Source organism: Paracoccus sp. (in: a-proteobacteria) (genome assembly GCF_030604785.1).
In the GTDB taxonomy this organism is placed as follows: domain Bacteria; phylum Pseudomonadota; class Alphaproteobacteria; order Rhodobacterales; family Rhodobacteraceae; genus Paracoccus.
Genome location: NZ_JAUVVF010000015.1, coordinates 29105 through 51831 on the forward strand (window position 1 = coordinate 29105; position 22727 = coordinate 51831).

Below are 22727 nucleotides of genomic sequence, written 5' to 3' on the forward strand. Positions count from 1 at the left end.
CCGCCCCGCCCGCGCCTATCTGCAAGGCCCATGGCCAAGACCGATGACAGCAAGAACTACAAGGTGATCGCCGAGAACCGGCGCGCGCGCTTCGACTATTTCATCGAGAGCGATCTCGAGGTCGGCATCGTGCTGACCGGGTCCGAGGTGAAATCGCTGCGCACCGGCCAGTCCAACATCGCGGAAAGCTACGCCTCGGTCGAGGGGGGCGAATTGTGGCTGATCAACGGCTACATCGCCGCCTTGCCCCATGCCGGCGTCTTCGGCCACGAGGAACGCCGGCGCCGCAAGCTGCTGGTCTCGCGCAAGGAACTGGCGCGGCTGTGGCAGGCGATCGGGCGCGAGGGCATGACCCTTGTGCCGCTGGTCATGTATTTCAACCACAAGGGCCGGGTGAAGCTGAAGATCGGCATCGCCAAGGGCAAGAAGGTCGCCGACAAGCGCGAAACCAGCGCGAAACGCGACTGGAACCGGCAGAAACAGCGGCTGCTGAAGCAGGGCTGACCATTGCGGCCCGGCCCGCCACCCTGTAGATCGGGGCGGCACGGCGCAAAGGGGGGCTGCGATGCAGGACGATCCACGGGTGCTGGTCTCGACCGACTGGCTGGCGGCTCGGCTGGACGATCCGCAGCTGCGCGTCCTCGATGCCAGCTGGCACATGCCCGCCTTGGGGCGCGATGCCCGCGCCGAATTCGCAGCCGCCCATATCCCCGGCGCGCGCTTCTTCGACATCGACGCCATCAGCGACACCCGCTCGGCCCTGCCGCATATGGCCCCGCCGCCCGAGACATTCGCCAGCCGCGTCCGCGCGCTTGGCGTGGGCGACGGCCAGCAGGTCGTGATCTACGACGACAGCGCCGTCCGCAGCGCGGCGCGGGCCTGGTGGACCTTTCGCCTGATGGGCTACCGCGACGTCGCGGTGCTGGATGGCGGTCTGGGCAAATGGCGGGCCGAGGGGCGGGTGCTGGACAGTCAGCCCGCCACGATCCGCGACCGCCATCTGACGCCCCGCCGCCAGCCCGATCTGGTCTGCGACGTGACGCAGGTCGCCCGCGCGGCCAAGCTGGGCGATCCGCAGATCGTCGATGCCCGCGCCCCCGAACGCTTTCGCGGCGAGGCGCCCGAACCCCGGCCTGGCCTGCGTGCGGGCCACATTCCCGGATCGCTGAACCTGCCCTTCGGCCGGCTTCTGAACGAGGACGGCACGCTGAAGGCGCCGGACGACCTGCGCGAGGCCTTCGCGCAGGCGGGCGTCGATCTGGCGCGGCCCGTCATCACGACCTGCGGCAGCGGCGTGACCGCCGCGATCCTGTTTCTGGCGCTGGAACGGATCGGCCACCAGAACCACGCGCTTTACGACGGAAGCTGGACCGAATGGGGCAGCTTTCCCGACCTGACCATCGCAACCGGAGACGCCTGATGCTGTCCAACCTCAAACCGCAAGCCCCCGACAAGATCCTGATGCTGATCGAGGAATTCAAGGCCGATACCCGTCAGGGCAAGATCGACCTCGGCGTGGGCGTGTACAAGGACCCGCAGGGCGTCACCCCGGTCATGCGCGCGGTCAAGGCCGCCGAACAGCGCATCTGGGAAACCCAGACCACCAAGGCCTATACCGGCCTGGCGGGCGAGGCCGATTACCGCAACGCGCTGGCGGGCATGATCCTCGGCGCGGTGCCGGCGGACCGGCTGGCCTCTGTCGCCTCGGTCGGCGGCACGGGCGCGATCCGGCAGGCGCTGGAACTGGCGCGGATGGCCAACCCGGACGTGCATGTCCACGTCTCGGACCCGACCTGGCCGAACCACCTGTCGATCATGAAGTTCATGGGCGTGCCCTTCAGCGAATACCGCTATTTCGACGCCGCCACCCGTGGCGTCGATTTCGAGGGGATGAAGACCGACCTCGCCCGCGCCGCCAAGGGTGACATCGTGCTGCTGCATGGCTGCTGCCACAACCCGACCGGCGCGAACCTGACGCTGGATCAATGGTCCGAAGTGATCGCGATCCTGGACCGGACCGGCGCCATCCCGCTGATCGACCTCGCCTATCAGGGCTTCGGCGACGGGCTGGATGCCGATGCCGAACCCACGCGTCTGGTCGCGCGCAGCCTGCCCGAGGTGCTGGTCGCGGCCTCCTGCTCGAAGAATTTCGGCATCTACCGCGAACGGACCGGCATCCTGATGGCGCTGGCGCAGAACATCGAGGCCCGCGATCTGTCGCAGGGCGCGATGGCCTTCCTGAACCGGCAGAACTTCTCGTTCCCCCCCGATCACGGCGCGCGCATCGTCAGCACGATCCTGACCGATGACGCGCTCCGCGCCGACTGGGCCGCCGAGCTCGAGGATGTGCGCAACACGATGCTGGGCCTGCGCGACCAGCTCGCCGCCGAGCTGCGCGAACTGACCGGCACCGACCGCTTCGACTTCATCGCCCGTCACCGCGGCATGTTCTCGCGCCTCGGCGCGACCCCTGAACAGGTGGCCAAGCTCAAGACCGACGCGGCGATCTACATGGTGGGCGATTCGCGCCTGAACATTGCGGGCCTGAACCGCGACACCGTCCCGGTCCTCGCCCGCGCGATCATCGACGCCGGCATCTGACCGGCCCCGGGCGCGCCTTGGCGGCGCGCCCCCTCACCCTTTGCCTTGGGCGAAATATCCTCGGGGGTGAATTGGCCGCAGGCCAAGAGGGGGCTGAAGGCCCCCTTCCTCCGCCCGCCGCAGGCGGGCCATCCTAGCGCCGCGCCAGCGCCCGTTCGATATAGTCCCGCAATTCCTCGACTTCGCCCTGTGCATCGCGCAGCGCCTCCATCGTCGCGCGCAATTCCGCCTCGCTTCCCGCCAGCCGTCCCGCCATCGCGGCCTCGCGCTCGGCCAGCAACGCCTCGGCCGCGTCGCGCCGGCCCTCGGCCTCCTGCAAGGCGGCGGCCAGCTTGTGCAATTCCCCGATCTCGGCCTGGCCCGGACGCGTCAGCCGCCCCAGAAGCCAGCAGGCGAACCATCCCAGAAGAAAGGCCGCAAACAGGATGATCGCGGTGGCGGCTACGAATTCCGAACGGTTCATGCGTCGCTATCTTCGTCCTCTGGCACGCCCGGCACGGCCGCGGGGCGGGGCGAGGGGCGGGGGGTGTCTTCATCCGGCGTCAGGACCGGCACCCTAATGTTTTCCTCGCGTTCGTCCAGAGTCTGGAATTCCTCGCTGGCGCCGAGCGTGCTGACCGACAGGCCCGACCCCTCTGCCGGCGGCATGGGCGGCCCCATCACCGGGCGCGGAGCTTCGGGACCGGCCGGGCGCTCGGGCCCCATTTCTACTGGCTCGGGCGGCGTTTCGGTCACGTCCTGCGTCACGCCCGAGACCGTGACCGGCGCGGGCATGGGCGCCCTCTGGACCGGGCGGGCCGACAGCAGGCGGAACTCGATCCGCCGATTGGCCTCGCGGCCTTCCTCGGTCTCGTTGGTGGCGATGGGCTGGCTTTCGCCGTAGCCGCGCGCGGTCATGTGCGTGACGTCGATCCCGGTCTCGGCCATTGCGGTCAGGATCGCCTGCGCGCGCGCGCGCGACAGGTCGGCATTGAACGCCTCGGATCCCTGGGAATCGGTATGGCCGCCCGCCTCGATCTGGAAATCGGCGCAATCGGCCATGATCGTGGCCAGCTGCGCCAGCGTCGGCTCGGGATCGCCCGCGATCGAGGCACGGGCCGGCTCGAACCCGATGGCCGATTCCTGCATCACGCGGTTCAGCCGCGCCACGCATTCATCGCCGTCGGGCAGGCCGAGCGACTCGTCCAGCCGCCGGTCGTAGCGGATCGACAATTCGTAGCGCGCCCCCGCGCCCAGACGCTGCGACAGGATCCCCGAGGCCCGACGCGTCGCCTCGCTGTCGCCCGAGATCCCCGCGACCTGGACCAGATCGGGCGTCACCCGCGCCTGGCCCGATTGCAGCACATCCATCGCCTCGAGCGCGGCGATGACGCGCACGGTCCAGCCGCTCGGCACGGCCTCGTCATTGCGCAGCGCGCTTTGCGCCACCGCGAACCGGGCGCGCGCGAAGCTGTCCACCGCCTCGCGCATCCGCGTATCGGCGATGCCGCCGCGGATCGACAGGGTCCCGCCTTCGGTCAGAGTGGCCTGGAATTCGACCTGGCCTCCGGCCGCTTCGTCCTGATCGCGGCTGGCGATCAGGGCAAAGGTCGCAGGCAGATCGCCCTGCAGGGCCGCGATGGTCTCGTCGAACAGGGGCCGCTCGACGCTGGCGGGGGCGCGCAGGGCGATGTCGCCATCGCTCAGCGTGACGCTGCCCGCGCCAAGCCGCGCCAGCGCGGCGATGGACAGCGCCGCAGCCTCGCCCCATTGGGCCGAGGGTGCGCCCAGCCCAAGCGGGCAGGTGGCGTTGCCGGTCATCCCCGCTTCGCGCGCGGCATCCAGGATCTGCTGGCGCGCGGCATCGTCATCGGCGGCGCAGCTGTCGAAATGCGGGCCGCTTTCATCCATCACGAAACGCAGCAGGAAGGGCGCTATCACCGGGCGGGGGGCCGAAATCTCGGTGGTCAGGGTGACGCCCTGGGGGGTCGAGCGTCTCAGCACCCCCTCCAGCCGGGTCCGCTCGGCCTCGCTGTCGGCCAGGGCGGTCACGTGGACCTGACCCGGCGCGACCGAGATCTTGGCATTGGCCAAGGCCTGCGCGGCCATCAGCCCCAGCCGCATCGCCTCGTCCCAATCCGGCGGCACCGGATAATCCGCGCTTTCCATCAGGTCGGTGATCTGGGGCGCTGCGGTTTCCAGCCGCAGGCTGCGGGTCAGCGCGGTCCGGTCGGTCGCGGCCGGCACCAGCCCGATGAGCGAGATGCCCTGATCGCCGCGCAGAAGCTCCAGCTTGAAATCGGGCGGGGTCATCGCCTCGATGGCGGCCACGCTCATGGCGTCGCGGATACGCGAGGGATCAACGACGCTGGCGGCCTCGGTCGCGGCGCGGAAGCGGTCCAGTTCGGACGGGGCGGTGCCGGACAACTCGACCAGCAGCCCGTCGGTCGCGACCTCGACCCAGTCGAACCCCGCGCGCGAGAGCGTCTGGCCCACCTCGGCGGCCGAGCGCGTCTCGATGAAGGTCGCGGCGGCCTGTGCGCCATACCAGCACAGCCCGCCCGCGCCACCCAGAACGGCAAGGGTGGCAAGCGAGGTGGTCAGGCGGCGGCGCAAGCTGGGCATGAGGGCATTCTGATCGCTGTTGCAAACGCGCAACGTCTAGCGGCCGCGGCTCGCTGGCGCAATCAGACCAACCCCGCCACGGCAAGAAACAGCGCAAGGATCAGCCCCGCATCGCGGTTCGACCGAAAGAGGCGCAGGCAGATATCCCCCTGATCGGGCTGGAACTTGTTCAGCTGCCAGGCCAAATGTAGCCCGAACCCGGCAAGACCCGCCAGTGCGATCAACTGATTGCGACCCTCCCACAGGATCGCCACGGCCATCACCGCGATCGAGGCCAGGGCGAATCCCGCAAGGATGCGCGGGCTCTTCTCGCCGAACAGCCGCGCGGTGGATTTCACGCCGATCAGGGCGTCGTCCTCGGCGTCCTGATGGGCATAGATCGTGTCGTAGAACACCGTCCAGGCGATGGCCGCGACCCAGGCGATGACCGGTGCCGCGTCCAGCCGCCCCATATGCGCGGCATAGGCCAGCATCACGCCCCAGTTGAAGGCCAGCCCCAGAAAGATCTGCGGCCACCAGGTGAAGCGCTTGGCGAAGGGATAGATCGCCACCAAGGCCAGCGAGGCGACCCCCATCCAGATCGCCGCCGGGCCGAGCGTCAGCAGGATCACCAGCCCCAGAAGGCATTGCGCGACCAGCCAGATCAGCGCCCCGCGCAGGCTGATCTGCCCCGAGGGCAGCGGCCGGGACCGTGTGCGCGCCACCTGCGCGTCGATATGGCGGTCGGTGATGTCGTTCCAGGTGCAGCCCGCCCCGCGCATGACAAAGGCGCCGATCGCGCAGGCGACCGCGATCCACAGGTCGAACCAGCGCGGCGCATCGGCCATCATGGCCAGCCCGATCCCCCACCAGCAGGGGATCAGCAGCAGCCATGTCCCGATGGGCCGGTCCGCGCGGCTCAGCCGCAGCCAGGGCCGCGTCGCGGGCGGCGCATAGCGGTCCACCCAATTGCCCGGCGGGGCATCCGCCACGACATCTGGTCTTTCGCCCCGGTTTTGCATAGCGTCGCCCCATCATGGCAAGGATCAGGCTGTTCATAGATCACCCTCTGTCCGAGGGACAAGCCGTGCCGCTGGATGCGGCGCAGGCGCATTACCTGTCGGGCGTCATGCGGCTGCGGGCGGGCGAGGCGATCACCGTCTTCAACGGCCGCGACGGCGCGTGGTCGGCGCGGCTGGACGAGGCCGGCAAGCGCGGCGGCATCATCACCGCGCTGGAACAGACCGGCCCGCAGCGCGATCCGCCTGACCTTTGGCTGCTTTTCGCGCCGATCAAGAAGGCGCGCACCGACTTCATCGTCGAGAAGGCGACCGAGATGGGCGCCGCGCGCATCCTGCCCGTGCAGACCGACCACACCAATTCCGAACGCATCCGGCAGGACCGTCTGCACGCCCATGCCGTAGAGGCGGCCGAGCAATGCGGCGGCACCTTCGTTCCCGAACTGACCGATCTGGCGCCTCTGTCGCGGCTGCTGGACGGGTGGGATTCGGCGCGCCGCATCCTCTGGGCGGACGAGGCGCGGGTGGGCGCCGCCCAAGCCTTGGCCGGGTTGCCGCGCGGGCCCTGGGCCATCCTGATCGGCCCCGAAGGCGGCTTTTCCGCCGCCGAGCGCAAGCGCCTGTCCTCGCTGCCTTTCGTGACGCCGGTCAGCCTTGGCCCGCGAATCCTGCGCGCCGATACGGCGGCGGTGGCGGCGCTGGCGCTGTGGCAGGCGGCCTTGGGCGACTGGCTGGACGCCTGATCGGGCGGATTGCCGCGCGTCTTGGCGGAATGACGAGGCCATGCTGCGTTTGCACATGCAGAAAGTGCATGGCGGGGATGCCTGTTTCGCGCCTACTCTTTCCGCTCTGCCCGGATTATCTGCGTCTTATCCGAAAACTGCCCGCAGACAGGGCAATCTGAAAACAGGTGACAAGATGTCGATGATCGAAGCGAACCGCGCCAATACGGCTGTCGGAGGTGCGGGGATTGTCGCGCGCATCACTTCGCTGGTGGCTGGCTGGCGCGAAGCCCGCGTGACCCGCCGCGAACTGAACCGCCTGTCGGACCGCGAGCTGGACGATATCGGTCTGTGCCGCGCTGACATCGAGCGGATTGCGCGCGGTTTCTGAACCCCACGCGCCTGACGAACGAACCCCCGAAGCCACGGCAGCGGGGGTTTTTTCATGTCCGGAGGGCGCGTCTCACCCGCGCGTCATCACCAGCGTGGTCCAATCTCCCAGATCGCGGCGGTCCGGCTGCACGAAGCCCGCCCCCTCGTAGGCAGCGGCGACCTCGTCGGCCTGGGTCGTCAGGATGCCCGACATGACGATCCGCCCGCCCGGCGTGACATGGCGGGCCATGTCGGGGGCCAGATCGATCAGCGGCTGCTTGAGGATATTGGCCAGAACCAGATCATAGGGCGCGGCTTGATGCAGGATCGGGTGGTCGAAACCCGCGGCCTCGAGGCATTCGACGCGGCCAAGCAGGCCATTCGCGATGACATTCGCCGCCGCCACATCCACCGCCACCGGGTCGATGTCGCTGGCCAGAACCGTCACCGGCCACAGCCTGGCCGCCCCCATCGCCAGAACCGCCGTGCCGCAGCCGATATCGGCGATGCGCGTGGCCTCGAACCCCTCGACCGCCAGCCGGTCCAGCGCCTCGAGACAGCCCTTGGTCGTATTGTGATGCCCGGTGCCGAAGGCCATCGCGGCCTCGATGCACAGGGCCTCGACGCCTTCGGGGACGCTGTCGGCATCGTGGCTGCCATGGACATAGAAGCGCCCCGCGCGCACCGGGGTCAGTTCGCGCCGCACATGGGCGACCCAGTCCACCTCGGGCAGCTCCGAGATGGTGAAGGGCTGCGCCCCATGCGCCGCAGCCAGCAGGGCCAGCGCGATCTCGTCGGGGCTTTCGGTGAAATAGGCGCCAACCTCCCACAGCTGGCTGCCATCCTCGATCTCGAAGATGCCTGTGCCGACGGGTTCGGGGGTCAGATCCTCGCAGGCCTCGGCCAGGGCTTCGGCGGCCTCGCGGCCGGGCAGGTGGGTCAGCGCGGTATAGGTGGGCATCAGATCGGGTCCGGATTGGGCATGCTGGCCTCTACCCCGGTGCCCTTCAGCCCGCAATAACCATCGGGGTTCTTGTGCAGATATTGCTGATGCGCCTCGTGCGCGGGCCAGAAGGGGGCGGCGCCGACGATCTCGGTCGTGATCGCGCCATGTCCCTGCACGGCCAGCCGGTTGCCGTAATCGATCCTGGACGCCTCGGCGGCGGCGCGCTGGCTGTCGTTGAACACCGTGATCAGGCTGCGATACTGGCTGCCGATATCGTTGCCCTGCCGGTTGCCCTGCGTCGGGTCGTGGTTTTCCCAGAACAGCTGAAGCAGGTGGTCATAGCTGATCAGCGAGCTGTCATAGATGACCCGCACGACCTCGGCATGGCCGGTATCGCCGCGCTTGACCTGATCATAGGTCGGGTTCTGGACCATGCCGCCCGCGAAACCCACCTCGGTCAACCAGATGCCGTTCTGTTTCCAGAACAGGCGCTCGACGCCCCAGTAGCAGCCCATTCCGAAGATCGCCTGATCGTGGCCCTGCGGCGCGGCGGCGCCCAGAGGGCGGTGAAAGATGGCGTGGTCGGTCATGGTGGTCCCTTTCGTCTGGGCTTTTCGGGTCGGGAAACGCGTGTGGCGGGCATCGGGTTCAAGCGGTCGGGCCTCAGCCCCGCGGATGGGCGGCGCGGAAGGCGGCCATCAGCCGGGCGTCGTCGACCCCGGTATAGACCTGCGTGGTCGACAGGCTGGCATGGCCCAGCAATTCCTGGATCGTGCGCAGATCGCCCCCCGCATTCAAGAGATGCGTGGCAAAGGAATGACGCAGCGCATGGGGCGTCGCGGTCGAGGGCAGGCCCAGGGCCGCGCGGGCGCGGCGCATCCGCTCGGCCACCTGCCCGCCATCCAGCCGCCCCCCGCGCGCGCCCCGGAACAGCGCCTGATCGGGCGCCATGGTCCAAGGGCATTGACGCAGGTAATCGGCCACCGCCTCGCGCGCCACCGGTAGCACCGGCACCTGCCTTTCGCGCTTGCCCTTGCCGCGGATCAGCAGCGTCTCGCCAAAGGGCCAGTCGCGGCCGTCCAGCGCCATCGCCTCGCTGATGCGCAGCCCGCACCCCCAGAGCAGCGTCAGCACCGCCACGTCGCGCGCCGCGATCCAGGGGGTCGGATGGTCGGCCGAGACCTGCGCCAGCGTCTCGCGCGCCTGTTCGGGCGTCAGCGGCCGCGGCAGGGATCGGCGAAATTTCGGGCTGCGCGCGGACAGCGCCGCCGACAGGTCATAGCCCTCGCGGTCCGACATCCAGCGCAGGAAGCTGCGCACTGCCGATTGCCTGCGCGCCAGAGACCGCGCGCCAAAGCCCCGTCCGCGTTCGGATGCCGCAAAGGCGCGCATGTCCGATTGCGTCAGCGCGGCCAGATGGGCGGGCGCGGCGGCCTCGCCCCAATGGCGGCCAAGAAAGTGCAGGAAGGCGATTACGTCGCCCTGATAGGCGGTGATGGTGTGGGGCGAACGGTCGCGGGTCGCGGCCTCCGTCACCAGCCAGCGGGACAGCGCATCCGCCGTGGCGGGCGCCAGCGCCAAAAGGGGTGCGCCCTCGGTCATGCCCTCAGGCGGGCCAGCAGGACCAGCCGCAGCACCTGCCCGAAGAACCGCAAGAGGTCGGTGCCATGCGCGGGCGAGAAGCGTCCCGCATCCGCGCTGCCCATCAGCAGCAGCGCACGCGGGCGGCGCGCGCCCAGATCCAGCGGCAGAAGCGCCTCGGAGGCGACCGCGCGGCCGTGGATGGGCTGGGTGATGGGCGAGGCCGCGCGCAGCACGATATCGTCGCCGCGCGGGGCGCGACGGCCCGCCGCGACGATCCGGTCCACCGCGCCCGGAGGCGCGATGTAGACATCCTCGGGCAGGCGGGTCATCGGCGGCTCGGCCTCGATCAGCAGGCGCAAGGTCTCGATCCGCAGGATGGGGGCGATGTCGGATTGCAGGCAGCCGACCAGATCGTCCAGATCGACGGTTTCAAGCAGGCCGATCACCGCGCGATGGATGATCGCCACGCCGTTCTGGTTCTCGAACGCCGCCGCGATCACGCCGTCATGGGTGGTCTCCAGCCTGTCCAGCCGGTCCTCCAGCGCCTGCATGGCGCGGGCGCGGATGTCGATGACATTCTCGCCCTGCTGCGCGCGCTCGGCGCCCAGAAGGGCGCGCATCACCTCGCGGTCGTCGAGGATCGCCCCCGGATCGGCCAGAAGCCGGTCGCGGAGTTCGGACGAAAGCCCCGCCGATGTTTCGGTGCTCATGCGCGCCCCTTTGCGGTTCAGACGATCTTCTGGCCGGTCTTGGCCCAGTCGGCATTGAACTGCTCAAGCCCCTTGTCGGTCAAGACATGGTTGGCCATCGACTTGATGACCGAGGGGGGCGCGGTGATCACGTCGGCGCCGATCTTGGCGGCCTCGACGATGTGGTTCACGCTGCGGATCGACGCGGCCAGGATCTCGGTCTCGAAGCCGTAATTGTCGTAGATCTCGCGGATGTCCGCGATCAGGTCCATACCGTCCAGGTGGATGTCGTCCAGACGCCCGATGAAGGGGCTGATGAAGGTCGCGCCGGCCTTGGCGGCCAAGATCGCCTGTGCCGGGCTGAAGCACAGCGTGACGTTGACCATGTGCCCGTCATCCGACAGTGCGCGGCAGGCTTTCAGCCCGTCCCAGGTCAGCGGCACCTTCACTACGATGTTGCTGGCGATCTGCGCCAGATGCTTGCCCTCGCGGATCATGCCCTCGGCATCCGCGGCGACGACCTCGGCCGAGATCGGGCCGGGGACCAGTTCGCAGATCTCGCGGGTGACTTCCGCGATGTCGCGGCCCGACTTGAGGATCAGCGAGGGGTTGGTGGTCACGCCATCCACCATGCCCAGTTCGTGCAATTCGCGGATGGCGGCGATATCGGCAGTGTCGACGAAGAATTTCATGCCCGTCTCCTCTCGTGCGGTTCGGCAGGGTGATAGCGCAGAAACCGGGCCGCAGGAAGGGGCGCCCCCTTGCAAGCCGCGCGATGCGCCGTCTTTATCGCGGGCGATGGATCAGATGTTCCCGTTCTTTCCGCCCCGCGCCCGCATCGCCGTCCTGACGGTCGAGCCGGTGGGCGTGCTGGACTACCTTGCCCCCGAGGGCGGCGTGCGGCTGGGTCAGCTTGTGCTGGTGCCTCTGGGGCCGCGCCGGGTGCTGGGGCTGGTCTGGGGCGAGGGGGTCGGCGATTTCGATCTGGCCAAGCTGCGCCCGGTCGCGCGGGTGCTGGATGCGGCGCCCTTCGATGCGCGGTTCCGCGAATTCCTGACCCGGGCGGCGGATTACACGCTGACCCCGCCGCCCCTGATGCTGCGCATGGCGACCCGCGCGCCCGATCTGGATCAGCCGCCCGCCGCGCGGCGCGTGATCGTTCCGGGCGACCAGCCGGTCGCGCGCCAGACCGAGGCGCGGGCGCGCGTGATGCAGGTCATGGCCGATCACGGCGGCGCCAGCTTTGCGGCATCCGAACTGGCCGGGCTGGCGGGGGTGGGCGTCTCGGTCGTCAAGGGACTGGTCGCCCAGGGCGCGCTGGCCGAGATCGAGGCCCCGCGCGACACGCCCTATCCCCGCCTTGACCCGGCGCTGCCCGGCAAGCCCCTTGACGCCGACCAGCAGGCCGCAGCCGACGCCTTGCGCGCCGCTATCCGGGCGGGCGGCTACGGCACGACGCTGCTGCGTGGGGTGACGGGATCGGGCAAGACCGAGGTCTATCTGGAAGCCGTCGCCGAAGCCCTGCGCGCGGGCCGTCAGGCGCTGGTCCTTCTGCCCGAGATCGCGCTGTCGGCCGAATTCCTCGACCGGGTCGAGGCACGTTTCGGCGCGCGACCCGGCGAATGGCACAGCGGCATCACCCGCACCGAACGCCGCCGGTTGTGGCACATGGCGGGCCGGGGCGAGGTCGGGCTGGTCGTCGGCGCGCGGTCCGCGCTGTTCCTGCCCTTTGCCGATCTGGGCCTGATCGTCGTCGATGAGGAACATGACGGCAGCTACAAGCAGGAGGATGTCGTCTTCTACAGCGCCCGCGACATGGCGGTGCTGCGCGCCTCGATCAACGGCGCGCAGGTGGTCTTGGCCTCGGCCACGCCCTCTCTGGAAAGCTGGGTCAACGCGGGTTCGGGCAAGTATCGCAGGCTTGACCTGCGCTCGCGCTACGGCACGGCGGACCTGCCCGAGATGCGCGCCATCGACCTGCGCGCCGAGGCGATGGAGGCCGGGCGCTGGATCTCGCCCACGCTGGCCCGCGCGGTCGAGGCGCGGCTGGCGCGGGGGGAACAATCGCTGCTGTTCCTCAATCGCCGCGGCTTTGCGCCCGTCACCGTCTGCCGCGCCTGCGGCGAGCAGATCGGCTGCCACCAATGCGACGCGCGCATGGTCGAGCATCGCTTCCAGAACCGCCTCGTCTGCCATCAATGCGGTGAGACGCGGCCCATCCCGACGGCCTGCCCCTCGTGCAAGGTCGAGGGCAAGCTGGCCCCCGTCGGCCCCGGCGTCGAGCGCATCGCCGAAGAGGTCGCCGCCCGTTTCCCACAGGCCCGCGCCGAGATCCTGTCATCGGACCTGTTCCATTCGGCCCGCGCGCTGAAGGAGACCATCGCCCGGATCGCCGAGGGGGGCGCCGACATCATCATCGGCACGCAGATCGTTGCCAAGGGGCACAACTTTCCCAAACTGACGCTGGTCGGTGTGATCGACGCCGATCTGGGCCTGCAGGGCGCCGATCTGCGCGCGGCGGAGCGCAGTTTCCAGTTGATGCGACAGGTCGCGGGCCGGGCGGGCCGGCAGGCGGGTGTCGCGCCGGGGCTGGCGCTGCTTCAGACCCATCAGCCCGACCATCCGGTGATCCGCGCGATCCTGTCGGGCGAGGACGAGGGCTTCTGGAACGCCGAGGCCGAGGCGCGGCAGGCCGCCGCCATGCCGCCTTTCGGTCGGCTGGCCGGGGTGATCCTGTCCCATCCCGACCCGGCCATCGTCACCGATTTCGCGCGCGCGCTGGCGGGGCGGGCCGCACCGCTGGCCGAGATCGGGGCCGAGCTCTGGGGGCCGGCCCCGGCGCCGATCGCGCGCGTCAGGGGGCGTCACCGCATGCGGATGCTGATCCGCGCGCCGCGTCAGGCGCCGGTGCAGGCGGCCATCGCGGATTGGCTGGACGGCGTGAAGCTGCCGCCGAACCTGCGCCTGTCGGTCGATATCGACCCGCAGAGCTTTCTCTAGCCGGCCTCAGTTCGGCAGGACGATGCAGCGCCCGCCCAGACGCTGGAAGCGGGTGCAGAAGCTGACGGCCTCGGCCCGGCCCTCGAACCCGACCTGCGCGGTGTAGACCGGCTGCGGCATGCCCTGCATGCGCTTCCTGACGTAACCCACGCGCTTGCCTTCATCGAGGATCGGACGCAGCGTCCGGTTCAGCCGCGCGACCTGCTGGGCCGCGCCCGACCGCTGCGGGTGGCTGGCCAGGATCACACCCCAGGGATAGGTGCGCGGCTGGGTGTCGAATTCGCGCAGCTTGCGCGTCTCGGCCATCCGCTGGCAGGCGGTGTGAAAGGGCACATCGGCATCCAGCGCCAGCCGTAGCTCCGAGGCCGCGGGCGGGTTGTCGCGCCAGCGATGGGCGGAATGGCCGGTGATCGATTCGACGTAATCCAGCGTCTCGAAGGGCAGGCCGGATTGGCGGGCGACAAAGCGCGCCGCCCGCGCCTCGCCGCCGTTATAGGCGACGGCGGCAAGTCCCTTGTTGCCGAACTGCTCGGTCAGGCGCGCCAGATACCAGGCCGATTTGCGGATCGCCTCGGCGGGATTGAACGGATCGTCCAGCCGGTAGAGCCGCGCCGTCCCCGGCATGAATTGCGCGATGCCAAGCGCGCCCGCCGGGCTGATCGCCGCCGGGTCGAAGCGGCTTTCCTTCCACAGCAGCCGGGCCAGGTAATTCGGGTCCAGCCCCTGTTCCGCAGCGTTGCGTTCGATCAGGGTGCAGACATCGGAGGCGTAATGCGTGATGCGGATGCAGTCGCGACCGTCATCGGTGCAGCGCCGGTCCTCGACCCGGGCCACCGGGCCAAGCCCCAGATGCGCGTCCACGGCCGGCGCCGCCGTCAGGGGCGCGGCCAAGCCCTGCCAAAGCAGCAGCAGGGCCGCAACCACGGGCAGCCGGGGCCGCAGGGCGCGCATCATGGCAGCACGTGCCTTACTCGGATTTGGGGGCCTTGGAGCCCTTGGCCGAGGCCGACTTGGCCGACCCAGATTTCGAGGCGGTCTTGGCGGCCGGTTTCGCCGTGCTCTTGGCGGCGGTCTTGCCCGTCGCCTTGGTTGCAGGCTTGGCCTCGGCCTTGCCAGCGGCCTTGGCCTTGGCGCCCTCGGCCTTGGCGGGCTTGGACGCCTTGACCTTTTCCGGCGCATCCGCCTTGGCGGCCTTGGCCGCCGCCTTGCGTTCGGCCTTGCGCTCGGCTTTCTCGGCGTCCTTCTGGGCCTGCTTCTCGGCCTTGCGGGCGGCGCGGCGGGCTTCGCGTTCGGCCTCTTTCGCGGCCTGCCGCTCGGCCTTGGCGGCCTCTTTCTCGGCCTGCTTCGCGGCCTCCTTGGCCGCCTTGCGCTCGGCGTCCTTCACGGCCTTTTCGCTGTCCTTCGTCGGCATGGTCCTGTCCCTTGTTACATGCAGATGATCGTTATCGGTGGTCAGTGGCAACAATGCGCGCGGGCCCGATTTCTTGCCGCGCGGCAGACGGTGGGGTTCGGTGCGCAGATCGGTCTTGCGCGCCTCGGCCGATTTGCGGCCGGCAGGCTTGCGTGCGATCGTGGCGGGCTTGCGCGGCTTGGCCGCCGGGGCCAGACTTGCGGGCGCCACGGCCGCCGGAACGGCGGGACGCGCCTTGAGGCCGCGCTTGCGCCGTTCGGCCTCGACCCGCCGGATCGCGGCGCGCAGCAGCGTGACTGACGCGCCCTGCATCCCGTCCTCGACCTTGCCGAAGGATTGCACGGCACCGCGCAACGCATCCAGCAAGGCGTGCACCGCGTCATCCGCCAGTTCCGAGATCGCCGGAGCGCGGCTTTGCCGGGCCAGTTCCAGATGCTCGGGTCCGAGGGTTTCCTCTTCGAGGCTGGTATTGTTGGGCATGGCGCACTCGTTCAGGGCGGCGGTTTCTGCGGCAGCGGCCGACGAGCCGAGATTGCGCATAGAATGCGGAATTTGCAATTGAAAAGGCCCCGCCATCGGGCGGGGCCATGCAATGTCTCGACCCTGCCCGGGCGGCAGGAAAACTGCCTTACGGAACGGCGCTTTCCACCGGCGAGACGAAGGTCGCATCGGCCGTCGCGAAGGGGTCGGAGACCAGCAGCGGCGAGGGCTGCGCGAAGGGATCGGCCGCGATCTGGGCATAGGGGTCCATCGGCGGGAAGCTCTGCGGAGCCGCGGCCAGGGGCGCGGCCGCAGCCGGCGTCGCGGCAGGCGCCGCCGAGGCCGGAGCCGCAGCACCCATCGGGGTCGCCAGCGCGGTCTGCAGCTCGTTCGCGGGAACGACATAGCCTTCGGGCGTCTCGACCATCGGGCCTTCGTAGCGCAGGCTGTCGGCCTGCGACCGGACGGTCACGCGGGTGCCGTTCGGAACCTGCTCGAACAGGTCGATGATGTCCTGGTTGAACAGGCGGATGCAGCCGGCCGAGGTCGCCTTGCCGATGGACGAGGGGTCCATCGTGCCGTGAATGCGGTAATAGGTGTCACGGCTGCCCTGATACAGATACAGCGCCCTCGACCCGAGCGGGTTGTGCATCCCGCCGGTCAGACCGCCCGCGAACTGGCTGTAAAGCTCGGGCTCGGTGCGGATCATGTTGTCGGTCGGGCGCCATGCCGGCCACGCCGCCTTGCGCGCGATGGTCGCGCTGCCCTCGAAGCCCTTGCCCGCGCGGCCCACGGCCACGCCGTAGCGCATCGCCTGACCGCCCGGCTGAACGTGATAGAGGACCCGCGCATAGGGATCGACGACGATCGTGCCCGCCGATTCGGGGCCGTTGAACGGCACCAGCTGTCGGCGGTTGCGGTCGGTCAGATAGGCCGCGCGCACGGCGGGAATGTCGATGATCTCCCCGTCGGGGCCGCGATCCTGACGCGCCTGATAGATCGCGGGCACCTCGGCCGAGCGGGTCGGCGCGGGGGCGGGCGTTTCGGGTTGCGGGGCACAGGCGGCCAGCCCGAGGGCCAGGGCCGTGAAGAGAGAAGCGAGGCGCATCATCGCGTATCCTTGTCCTTCGCAGGCGCGGTCGCGGCAGGGGCGCGCGGCCTGGGGCAGTGTCTTGTGACGGACCGCGCCCGGAGGGGACGCGATTCGAATTGTGTTGCTTGTGCCTGTTCGCCTTTCTGGGTCAAGACATGAGCGGACTTTAGCCGCCGCAGCGGCGCAATAAGTCCAGATGCATGTTGCCGTGGCGCGTCAGCAAATCAAATTTCGGCCTTGTGGAACAACTTGGCGTGTACGCAAACCACCTGTCGCACCTGCCTGCAACGCGGTCCGGCCGGCCTCTGTTCCGTCCGGTCTTGCCTCAGGGCCTGTCGCGCCAGCGGTTGACCAGCGGATAGCGCCGGTCCAGCCAGAAGGCGCGGGTCGAGATGCGCGGCCCCGGCGCCGCCTGATAGCGTTTCCATTCGCTGTGATAGAGCAGCGTCTCGACCTTGCGGACAGTATCCTCGTCGAAGCCCTGCGCGATCAGGTCGGCCAGCGACAGGTCGCGTTCGACCAGCCCGTCGAGGATCGCGTCAAGCACCTCGTAGGGGGGCAGCGAATCCTCGTCCTTCTGGTCGGGGCGCAGCTCGGCCGAGGGCGGTTTCGAGATGATGCGGGGCGGGATCACCTCGCCCTCGGGGCCCATCATCCAGGGGCGGTGGTTCGCGTTGCGCCAGCGGCAGGTCTGAAACACCCGGGTCTTGTAGAGATCCTTGATCGGGTTGTAGCCCCCCGCCATGTCGCCGTAGATCGTCGCATAGCCGACCGCGACCTCGGACTTGTTGCCGGTGGTCAGCAGCATCTCGTTGAACTTGTTCGAGATCGCCATCAGCATCACGCCGCGCAGGCGGGACTGGATGTTTTCCTCGGTGATGTCGGGGCTGGTCCCCTCCATCAGATGGGCCAGCGCATCGCCCACCGCGTCGCGCGCGCCGTCGATGCGGACCGTATCCAGCCGCGCGCCCAGCCGCCCCGCGCAATCGGCCGCGTCGTCGAGGCTGGTCTGCGAGGTGTATTCCGAGGGCAGCATGACGCAGCGCACATTGTCCGGCCCGATCGCATCGCAGGCGATGGTGGCGACCAGCGCGCTGTCGATGCCGCCCGACATGCCCAGCAGCACCTTGCGAAAGCCCGACTTGCGCAGGTAATCGCGCAGGCCCAGCATCATCGCCTGATAATCCTGTTCCCAGGCATCGGGCTGGGGGGCCATCGGTCCTGGCTCGGCGCGCCAGCCGTCGGCCTGCCGCGTGAAATCGACATGGACCACCGCTTCTTCAAAGGCGGGAAGCTGCACGACCTTGTGCCCGCCCGGGTTCAGCACGAAGCTCGCGCCGTCGTAAAGCTGGTCGTCCTGGCCGCCGACCATGTTCACATAGACCAGCGGCAGGCCGGTTTCGACCACCCGGCCGACCATGTGGCCCATGCGCAGGTCCAGCTTGTCGCGGTGATAGGGGCTGCCATTCGGCACGACGAGGATCTCGGCCCCTGTCTCGGCCAGGGTCTCGGCCACGTCGGGGTACCAGCTGTCCTCGCAGATCGGGCTGCCGATGCGGGCCGCGCCGACGGGATAGGGACCGCTGATCGGACCGCTGTCGAACAGGCGCAATTCGTCGAAAAGCTGCTTGTAGGGCAGGTGATGCTTCATGACGCGCGCCACCAGCGCGCCGTCCCGGAACACCCACCACGCGTTGTAAAGCCGCCCGTCTTCCGCCCAGGGACCACCGATGCCGATGGCGGGGCCCCCGGTCAGGGACTGGCCCAGTTCGATGATCGCGCGGATCGCCTGCGCGGTGAAGGCGGGTTTCAGCACCAGATCCTGCGTCTGGTAGCCGGTGATGAACATCTCGGGCAGGGCCAGCATGTCGGACCCCGCCTGCCGCGCCTGTTCCCATGCCTCGCGGGCGCGGGCGGCGTTGCCGGGCAGGTCGCCGACGGTGGCGTTCAACTGGCCGATGGTCAGGCGGAAGCGGTCGCTCATGGTGTGGTCCCCTGTCGCGTCACCCTCTGGGGATAGAGGATCGGCGGGCCGAGGGAAAGACGGGCTTTGCCTCTGCCTGCCCGCTGCGGTAAAGCTGTGACAAAACGTGACAAGGGCACAAGCCAGGGGCAAGGGCATGAAGGCGGCAGTTCGGGCGATGATGGCGGCGCTGGCGCTGGCGGCGATGGGCGCGGGCGCCTCGGCGCAGGTCATCACGCGCCAATACGACGATGGCGGCGTCTACGAGGGCACCTTCCGCAACGGGCTTCAGCACGGGCACGGCGTCTATACGCTGCCGAACGGCTATCGCTACGAGGGCGACTGGGTCGAGGGCCAGATCATGGGCCAGGGCCGGGCGGAGTTTCCCAACGGCTCGGTCTATGAAGGCCAATTCGTGCGCGGCAAGCCCGAGGGGCGCGGCATCATCACCTATGCCGATGGCGGCACCTATGAGGGCGACTGGGTCGCCGGCGAGATGACGGGCCAGGGCGTCGCACGCTATGCCAACGGCTCGGTCTATGAGGGCGCCTTTGTCGGCGGCCTGCATGAAGGGCGCGGGGTGCTGACCCAGCCGAACGGATATCGCTACGAGGGCGACTGGAAGGCCGGGGTCAAGGAGGGCCAGGGCCGCATCACCTATCCCGACGGCGCCACCTACGAGGGCGGGATGCTGGCCGGGCAGCGCGCGGGGCGCGGCACGTTGGTCATGGCCGACGGGCTGACCTATGAAGGGATCTGGTCGGCGGGCCAGATGTCGGGCAACGGCATTCTGGTCCAGGCCAATGGCGACCGCTACGAGGGCCAGCTTCAGGCCGGGCGCCGCCACGGGCCGGGCATCGCGACCTATGCCAACGGCGATGTCTATGACGGCGAATTCGTGAACGACCGCCGCCACGGGCGCGGCACCTTCACCGGCACGGACGGCTTCGTCTATGTCGGCAGCTGGTCCGAGGGCCGGATGGAAGGGCGCGGCCAGATCACCTATCCTGACGGCTCGGTCTATATCGGCCAGATGCGCGCCGACCGCCCCCATGGCACGGGCAAGATCACCTATCCCGATGGCTCGACCTATGAGGGCGGCTGGGCCGAGGGCGTGATCCAGGGCGAGGGGCGTGCGGTCTATGCCGACGGCATGGTCTATGAGGGCAGCTTCCGCAATGCGCGCAATCACGGGCAGGGGCGGATGTCCTACCCCGACGGCTATGTCTATTCCGGCGCCTGGGTGGATGGTCAGCGCCATGGCGAGGGGCAGGCCACCTATCCCGACGGCACGGTCTATACCGGCGGCTTCGTCAACGGCCTGCGCGAGGGGCAGGGCCGGCTGACCACGCCCGACGGCTTCATCTACGAGGGCGGCTGGCTGGCCGGCGAGATCCACGGCGAGGGCGTCGCGACCTATGCCAATGGCGATCGCTACGAGGGCAATTTCGAGGCAGGCAAGCGTCAGGGTCAGGGCGTCATGCGCTATGCGACGGGGCAGGTCGCCTCGGGCCGGTGGCAGGACAATCGCCTGATCGAGGCGGAGGCTGAGGTGGAGGCTGAGGTGGAGGCTGAGGATGCCGCCGAACCCGGCGCCGAGGCGCCCGACATGCCCGCCGAGGGCGGCGCGCAGCCCTGATCGCGGTCTATTCGTCCGGGGCCGGCGAATAACAGGCTTCGCTGCCCGGAAAGCGGTGGATCAGTGTCGCACGGGTGACGCCACGGTGATCGCGCAACCCTTCGGAAAGGCGGCGGCATTCAGGCTAGGTCAGGTCCCGCGCGCTGCGTCCTCGTCATGGCCGAACAGGCCCCGCAGGCCCCGGCTGAGCAGGTTCCCGACCTTGGGGCGCGGCTGCGTCATGAAGGGCAGGGGGCGGCAGACCTCCATCGCGGCGATGCCCACGCGGGCGGTCAGGGCGCCGTTCACCAGCCCTTCGCCGAAGCGGCGCGACAGCTTGGCCAGCACGCCGCCCCCCGCGACGGTCTGGATCAGGTCGTCGCCCGCCGCCACCGCGCCCGTGGCGATCAGATGCGTGACCACGGTGCGCGCCAGCCGCCAGCCTCCCACCGTTCCCGCGCGCCCGCCATAGATCTGCGCCATGCGCCGGATCATCCGCATGTTCGCCGCCAGGGCCGCCGCGACATCGGCCAGCGCCAGCGGGACCAGCGCGGTCGTGGCGGCGACGGTGCGGGCGGCGGCCTCGATCTCGCGCCGGGCCTGCTGGTCAAGGGGGCACAGCAGTTCGGCCTCAGCCAGACCCAGCAGGGCGGCGGCATCGAAACTGTCGCCGCGCCTCTCGGCCAGACGCTGGCGGTGCCATTCCAGCTCGGGGCGTGTCGCGTAAAGCGCGACAAGAGCGTCGGTCGTGCGACGGGCGGCGGCGAAATCGGCCTCGGCCAGGGCGGCGGCGGCCTGCCGCTGGATCGCGTCGATCCGGCGGAACCGGCGCCAGCCCCACCATTCGCGGAGCGCCATCCCGATCGCAGCCAGCGTGAAGCCTGCGAACAGCGCCGTCGCGACCCAGCCCAGCAGTGGATAGACGGCCAGCATCCGGGCAATGAAATCCAGCGCCGCGACCGACAGCAGGAAGACCAGAAGCGAGGCCCCCAGCCCCAGAAAGACCCGCGTCAGCCGCGAGGGGCGCGTGGCGGCGATTCGCACCGCCATCTGCATCGCGCGCGGGCTGGGCAGGGCGTGGTCGGGCTGATCGATGGGCGGCGCCTCGGCAGGGCCGGGGCGGTCGCCGCCCTCTTCGGTCAGGGTGATCAGGACCGGGGCGCGGCGGCGGGGGTTGTCCTCGGTCACAGGCGGTCTCCGATCAGGAATTCGGCGGCGCGGTCCAGCCGGATATGCGGCGGCCCGTCGCCGGCGCGCAGCGTCAGGGGCGCGGGTGCGAAATCCATGATGGCGTAATCGCCGTCAAGCCATGCCTCGGCGCCTTGCCGTGCGGGATGCAGCAACTGGCCGGGATCTGTGGGCAACTCGCCCGGATAAAGCGCCGCCTGCCGCCCGTCGGGCAGCCAGCCGCGCACGGCGGGCAGATCTTCGCCGTTCTGGCGGATCATGTCCTCGGTCGTGGCGCGCAGGGCGGCGATCGAGATCGCCTCGGTCCGGGCGCCCTGGAAATCGGCGCGGTCGCGCGCCTCGCGCAGCATGCCGGTCAGGATCGCCGTCAGCGCAGGATGCTGGATGTGGTGAAGGTGGTCGGCCTTAGTCGCGGCAAAGAGGATGCGTTCGACCCGCCGCGATCCCAGCAGCTGCGCCAGCCAGCTGGCCCGCCCCGGCCGAAAGGCCGTCAGGATATCGGCCATGGCGCGGCGCATGTCCTCGACCGCCGTCGGGCCGCGATGGATCGCGCCCAGCACGTCGACCAGCACGACCTGGCGGTCGATCCGGGCGAAATGCTCGCGGAAGAACGGCCTGATGACGCGGGACTTGTAGGCGTCGAAGCGACGACGGAACTCTCGTCCCAGGGGGCCGTCGCGCAGGGGGGCGGGCAGGGGGGCGAAGGTCAGGGCGGGCGATCCGGCCAGTTCGCCCGGGATCAGGAAACGGCCGGGCGTGCAATCGGACCAGCCCGCCGCCCGCGCGCGGGCCAGATGGTCGGAATAGGTCTCGGCCAAGGACAGCGCCACCGGCTCGGTCATCTTGGCGTCGGGGTCCAGCGCCTCCAGCGCGGCGGCGAAATCGTCGGCCCCGGGCCGGCCCGGCATGCGGTCCAGAACCTCGTCGGACCAACGGGCGAAGTCGCGCTCCATCAGGCGCAGGTCCAGAAGCCATTCGCCGGGATAGTCGACGATGTCCAGATGCAGGTTGCGCGCCCCGCGCATGCCGAAGAAGCCGCCGCCCTCCAGCCGCATCGACAGGCGCAGCTGGCTGACATGGCGCGTCCCGTCCGGCCAGTGCGGGCGGGGGCCGGTCAGGGCGGCCAGATGGCGTTCGTAATCGAAGCGTGGAATGGTGTCGTCGGGCTGGGGCTGCAACCACACGGCGCGCAGGCGCCCGTCGGCGGCGGCGCGCAGCCCGTGCATCCTGCCGCGCTCCAGAAGGTTCGCCACCAGTGAGGTGATGAACACGGTCTTGCCCGCCCGCGACAGGCCGGTGACGCCCAGCCGGATGACCGGGTCGGACAGACCCAGCCCCTCGATCACGTCGCTGCCGATGCCCATGCCTGCCCTTTTGATTTTGTCTTTGGTTCCGCTGAACGCGTCAGGGGAAGATAGGTTCGCGCCGCGCGGTTGTGTAGCGGCTATGCGTGCCGGT

21 protein-coding genes are annotated in these 22727 nt (G+C 69.6%); 7 read left to right on the forward strand and 14 right to left on the reverse strand.

The window, feature by feature from the left end; genetic code table 11:
- The first annotated feature begins 30 nt into the window (after nt 1-30).
- The 3 genes from smpB to QAR72_RS06915 all read left to right on the forward strand — a co-directional run bounded on the left by smpB (nt 31) and on the right by QAR72_RS06915 (nt 2601).
- Nucleotides 31-504: an SsrA-binding protein SmpB gene (smpB, locus tag QAR72_RS06905; RefSeq protein ID WP_219828831.1), complete on the forward strand. Its 474-nt coding sequence runs from the start codon at nt 31-33 to the stop codon at nt 502-504.
- A 61-nt stretch (nt 505-565) separates the two neighbouring features.
- The gene (gene sseA / locus QAR72_RS06910) at nt 566-1420 is read left to right on the forward strand and encodes a 3-mercaptopyruvate sulfurtransferase (protein ID WP_304616627.1); all 855 of its coding nucleotides are present in this window, start codon (nt 566-568) and stop codon (nt 1418-1420) included.
- The gene (locus QAR72_RS06915) at nt 1420-2601 is read left to right on the forward strand and encodes an amino acid aminotransferase (protein ID WP_304616628.1); all 1182 of its coding nucleotides are present in this window, start codon (nt 1420-1422) and stop codon (nt 2599-2601) included. The genes sseA and QAR72_RS06915 overlap by 1 nt, the downstream gene beginning before the upstream one ends.
- Nucleotides 2602-2734: 133 nt before the next feature.
- On the opposite strand, the gene QAR72_RS06920 is transcribed toward QAR72_RS06915, so the two are convergent.
- The 3 genes from QAR72_RS06920 to ubiA all read right to left on the reverse strand — a co-directional run bounded on the left by QAR72_RS06920 (nt 2735) and on the right by ubiA (nt 6206).
- Nucleotides 2735-3064: a hypothetical protein gene (locus QAR72_RS06920; protein WP_304616629.1), complete on the reverse strand. Its 330-nt coding sequence runs from the start codon at nt 3062-3064 to the stop codon at nt 2735-2737.
- The gene (locus tag QAR72_RS06925; protein WP_304616630.1) at nt 3061-5205 is read right to left on the reverse strand and encodes an OmpA family protein; all 2145 of its coding nucleotides are present in this window, start codon (nt 5203-5205) and stop codon (nt 3061-3063) included. The genes QAR72_RS06920 and QAR72_RS06925 overlap by 4 nt, the downstream gene beginning before the upstream one ends.
- A 62-nt stretch (nt 5206-5267) precedes the next feature.
- A complete protein-coding gene (ubiA, locus tag QAR72_RS06930; protein WP_304616631.1) occupies nt 5268-6206 on the reverse strand; it encodes a 4-hydroxybenzoate octaprenyltransferase in 939 nt (312 codons plus the stop codon).
- 14 nt (nt 6207-6220) lie between these two features.
- Here ubiA and QAR72_RS06935 point away from each other — a divergent pair, with 14 nt between their 5' ends.
- On the forward strand, nt 6221-6946 hold the full coding sequence (locus QAR72_RS06935) for a 16S rRNA (uracil(1498)-N(3))-methyltransferase (RefSeq protein WP_304616632.1): 726 nt from the start codon (nt 6221-6223) through the stop codon (nt 6944-6946).
- Nucleotides 6947-6986: 40 nt separating this feature from the next.
- On the forward strand, nt 6987-7316 hold the full coding sequence (locus QAR72_RS15625; protein WP_331497646.1) for a DUF1127 domain-containing protein: 330 nt from the start codon (nt 6987-6989) through the stop codon (nt 7314-7316).
- A 72-nt stretch (nt 7317-7388) separates the two neighbouring features.
- Here the strand turns inward: QAR72_RS15625 and QAR72_RS06945 are convergent, their stop codons facing one another.
- The 5 genes from QAR72_RS06945 to fsa all read right to left on the reverse strand — a co-directional run bounded on the left by QAR72_RS06945 (nt 7389) and on the right by fsa (nt 11208).
- Nucleotides 7389-8258, reverse strand: coding sequence for a 50S ribosomal protein L11 methyltransferase (locus QAR72_RS06945; protein ID WP_304616633.1), 870 nt, complete (start codon nt 8256-8258; stop codon nt 7389-7391).
- Complete coding sequence (gene msrA, locus QAR72_RS06950; RefSeq protein WP_304616634.1) at nt 8258-8833, reverse strand: peptide-methionine (S)-S-oxide reductase MsrA; 576 nt, start codon at nt 8831-8833, stop codon at nt 8258-8260. The genes QAR72_RS06945 and msrA overlap by 1 nt, the downstream gene beginning before the upstream one ends.
- A gap of 73 nt (nt 8834-8906) precedes the next feature.
- A complete protein-coding gene (locus tag QAR72_RS06955) occupies nt 8907-9845 on the reverse strand; it encodes a tyrosine recombinase XerC (RefSeq protein WP_304616635.1) in 939 nt (312 codons plus the stop codon).
- The gene (locus QAR72_RS06960) at nt 9842-10537 is read right to left on the reverse strand and encodes a DUF484 family protein (protein WP_304616636.1); all 696 of its coding nucleotides are present in this window, start codon (nt 10535-10537) and stop codon (nt 9842-9844) included. Before QAR72_RS06960 ends, QAR72_RS06955 begins: the two co-directional genes overlap by 4 nt.
- A gap of 17 nt (nt 10538-10554) precedes the next feature.
- Entirely contained in the window at nt 10555-11208 is a 654-nt protein-coding gene (fsa, locus tag QAR72_RS06965) for a fructose-6-phosphate aldolase (RefSeq protein ID WP_304616637.1), read from the reverse strand.
- 115 nt (nt 11209-11323) lie between these two features.
- On the opposite strand from fsa, the gene QAR72_RS06970 reads away from it, so the two are divergent.
- Entirely contained in the window at nt 11324-13516 is a 2193-nt protein-coding gene (locus tag QAR72_RS06970) for a primosomal protein N' (protein ID WP_304616655.1), read from the forward strand.
- A 6-nt stretch (nt 13517-13522) separates the two neighbouring features.
- On the opposite strand, the gene QAR72_RS06975 is transcribed toward QAR72_RS06970, so the two are convergent.
- From QAR72_RS06975 to QAR72_RS06990, 4 genes are all read right to left on the reverse strand, one after another.
- Nucleotides 13523-14470 carry a lytic transglycosylase domain-containing protein gene (locus QAR72_RS06975; protein WP_304616638.1) on the reverse strand — a complete coding sequence of 316 codons (948 nt, stop codon included), beginning with the start codon at nt 14468-14470 and terminating at the stop codon, nt 13523-13525.
- Between the two features lie 13 nt (nt 14471-14483).
- Nucleotides 14484-15407: a hypothetical protein gene (locus tag QAR72_RS06980; protein WP_304616639.1), complete on the reverse strand. Its 924-nt coding sequence runs from the start codon at nt 15405-15407 to the stop codon at nt 14484-14486.
- A 148-nt stretch (nt 15408-15555) separates the two neighbouring features.
- Nucleotides 15556-16518 (reverse strand): L,D-transpeptidase, encoded by a 963-nt coding sequence (locus tag QAR72_RS06985; RefSeq protein WP_331497647.1) that lies wholly within the window; start codon nt 16516-16518, stop codon nt 15556-15558.
- 307 nt (nt 16519-16825) lie between these two features.
- Nucleotides 16826-18484 carry an NAD+ synthase gene (locus QAR72_RS06990; protein ID WP_304616640.1) on the reverse strand — a complete coding sequence of 553 codons (1659 nt, stop codon included), beginning with the start codon at nt 18482-18484 and terminating at the stop codon, nt 16826-16828.
- A 136-nt stretch (nt 18485-18620) separates the two neighbouring features.
- Here QAR72_RS06990 and QAR72_RS06995 point away from each other — a divergent pair, with 136 nt between their 5' ends.
- Entirely contained in the window at nt 18621-20102 is a 1482-nt protein-coding gene (locus tag QAR72_RS06995) for a 2-isopropylmalate synthase (RefSeq protein WP_442953564.1), read from the forward strand.
- 129 nt (nt 20103-20231) lie between these two features.
- Here the strand turns inward: QAR72_RS06995 and QAR72_RS07000 are convergent, their stop codons facing one another.
- Together QAR72_RS07000 and QAR72_RS07005 are read right to left on the reverse strand one after the other, a co-directional pair.
- Nucleotides 20232-21269: a YcjF family protein gene (locus QAR72_RS07000; protein ID WP_331497648.1), complete on the reverse strand. Its 1038-nt coding sequence runs from the start codon at nt 21267-21269 to the stop codon at nt 20232-20234.
- Complete coding sequence (locus QAR72_RS07005; protein WP_304616641.1) at nt 21266-22633, reverse strand: YcjX family protein; 1368 nt, start codon at nt 22631-22633, stop codon at nt 21266-21268. Before QAR72_RS07005 ends, QAR72_RS07000 begins: the two co-directional genes overlap by 4 nt.
- Nucleotides 22634-22727 lie beyond the last annotated feature (94 nt).

Excerpts from the sequence above, each read along its gene's own strand:
- smpB (WP_219828831.1), top strand. The coding sequence starts at position 31 with ATGGCCAAGACCGATGACAGCAAGAACTACAAGGTGATCGCCGAGAAC.
- sseA (WP_304616627.1), top strand. The coding sequence starts at position 566 with ATGCAGGACGATCCACGGGTGCTGGTCTCGACCGACTGGCTGGCGGCT.
- QAR72_RS06915 (WP_304616628.1), top strand. The coding sequence starts at position 1,420 with ATGCTGTCCAACCTCAAACCGCAAGCCCCCGACAAGATCCTGATGCTG.
- QAR72_RS06920 (WP_304616629.1), bottom strand. The coding sequence starts at position 3,064 with ATGAACCGTTCGGAATTCGTAGCCGCCACCGCGATCATCCTGTTTGCG.
- QAR72_RS06925 (WP_304616630.1), bottom strand. The coding sequence starts at position 5,205 with ATGCCCAGCTTGCGCCGCCGCCTGACCACCTCGCTTGCCACCCTTGCC.
- ubiA (WP_304616631.1), bottom strand. The coding sequence starts at position 6,206 with ATGCAAAACCGGGGCGAAAGACCAGATGTCGTGGCGGATGCCCCGCCG.
- QAR72_RS06935 (WP_304616632.1), top strand. The coding sequence starts at position 6,221 with ATGGCAAGGATCAGGCTGTTCATAGATCACCCTCTGTCCGAGGGACAA.
- QAR72_RS15625 (WP_331497646.1), top strand. The coding sequence starts at position 6,987 with ATGCTGCGTTTGCACATGCAGAAAGTGCATGGCGGGGATGCCTGTTTC.
- QAR72_RS06945 (WP_304616633.1), bottom strand. The coding sequence starts at position 8,258 with ATGCCCACCTATACCGCGCTGACCCACCTGCCCGGCCGCGAGGCCGCC.
- msrA (WP_304616634.1), bottom strand. The coding sequence starts at position 8,833 with ATGACCGACCACGCCATCTTTCACCGCCCTCTGGGCGCCGCCGCGCCG.
- QAR72_RS06955 (WP_304616635.1), bottom strand. The coding sequence starts at position 9,845 with ATGACCGAGGGCGCACCCCTTTTGGCGCTGGCGCCCGCCACGGCGGAT.
- QAR72_RS06960 (WP_304616636.1), bottom strand. The coding sequence starts at position 10,537 with ATGAGCACCGAAACATCGGCGGGGCTTTCGTCCGAACTCCGCGACCGG.
- fsa (WP_304616637.1), bottom strand. The coding sequence starts at position 11,208 with ATGAAATTCTTCGTCGACACTGCCGATATCGCCGCCATCCGCGAATTG.
- QAR72_RS06970 (WP_304616655.1), top strand. The coding sequence starts at position 11,324 with ATGTTCCCGTTCTTTCCGCCCCGCGCCCGCATCGCCGTCCTGACGGTC.
- QAR72_RS06975 (WP_304616638.1), bottom strand. The coding sequence starts at position 14,470 with ATGATGCGCGCCCTGCGGCCCCGGCTGCCCGTGGTTGCGGCCCTGCTG.
- QAR72_RS06980 (WP_304616639.1), bottom strand. The coding sequence starts at position 15,407 with ATGCCCAACAATACCAGCCTCGAAGAGGAAACCCTCGGACCCGAGCAT.
- QAR72_RS06985 (WP_331497647.1), bottom strand. The coding sequence starts at position 16,518 with ATGATGCGCCTCGCTTCTCTCTTCACGGCCCTGGCCCTCGGGCTGGCC.
- QAR72_RS06990 (WP_304616640.1), bottom strand. The coding sequence starts at position 18,484 with ATGAGCGACCGCTTCCGCCTGACCATCGGCCAGTTGAACGCCACCGTC.
- QAR72_RS06995 (WP_442953564.1), top strand. The coding sequence starts at position 18,621 with ATGAAGGCGGCAGTTCGGGCGATGATGGCGGCGCTGGCGCTGGCGGCG.
- QAR72_RS07005 (WP_304616641.1), bottom strand. The coding sequence starts at position 22,633 with ATGGGCATCGGCAGCGACGTGATCGAGGGGCTGGGTCTGTCCGACCCG.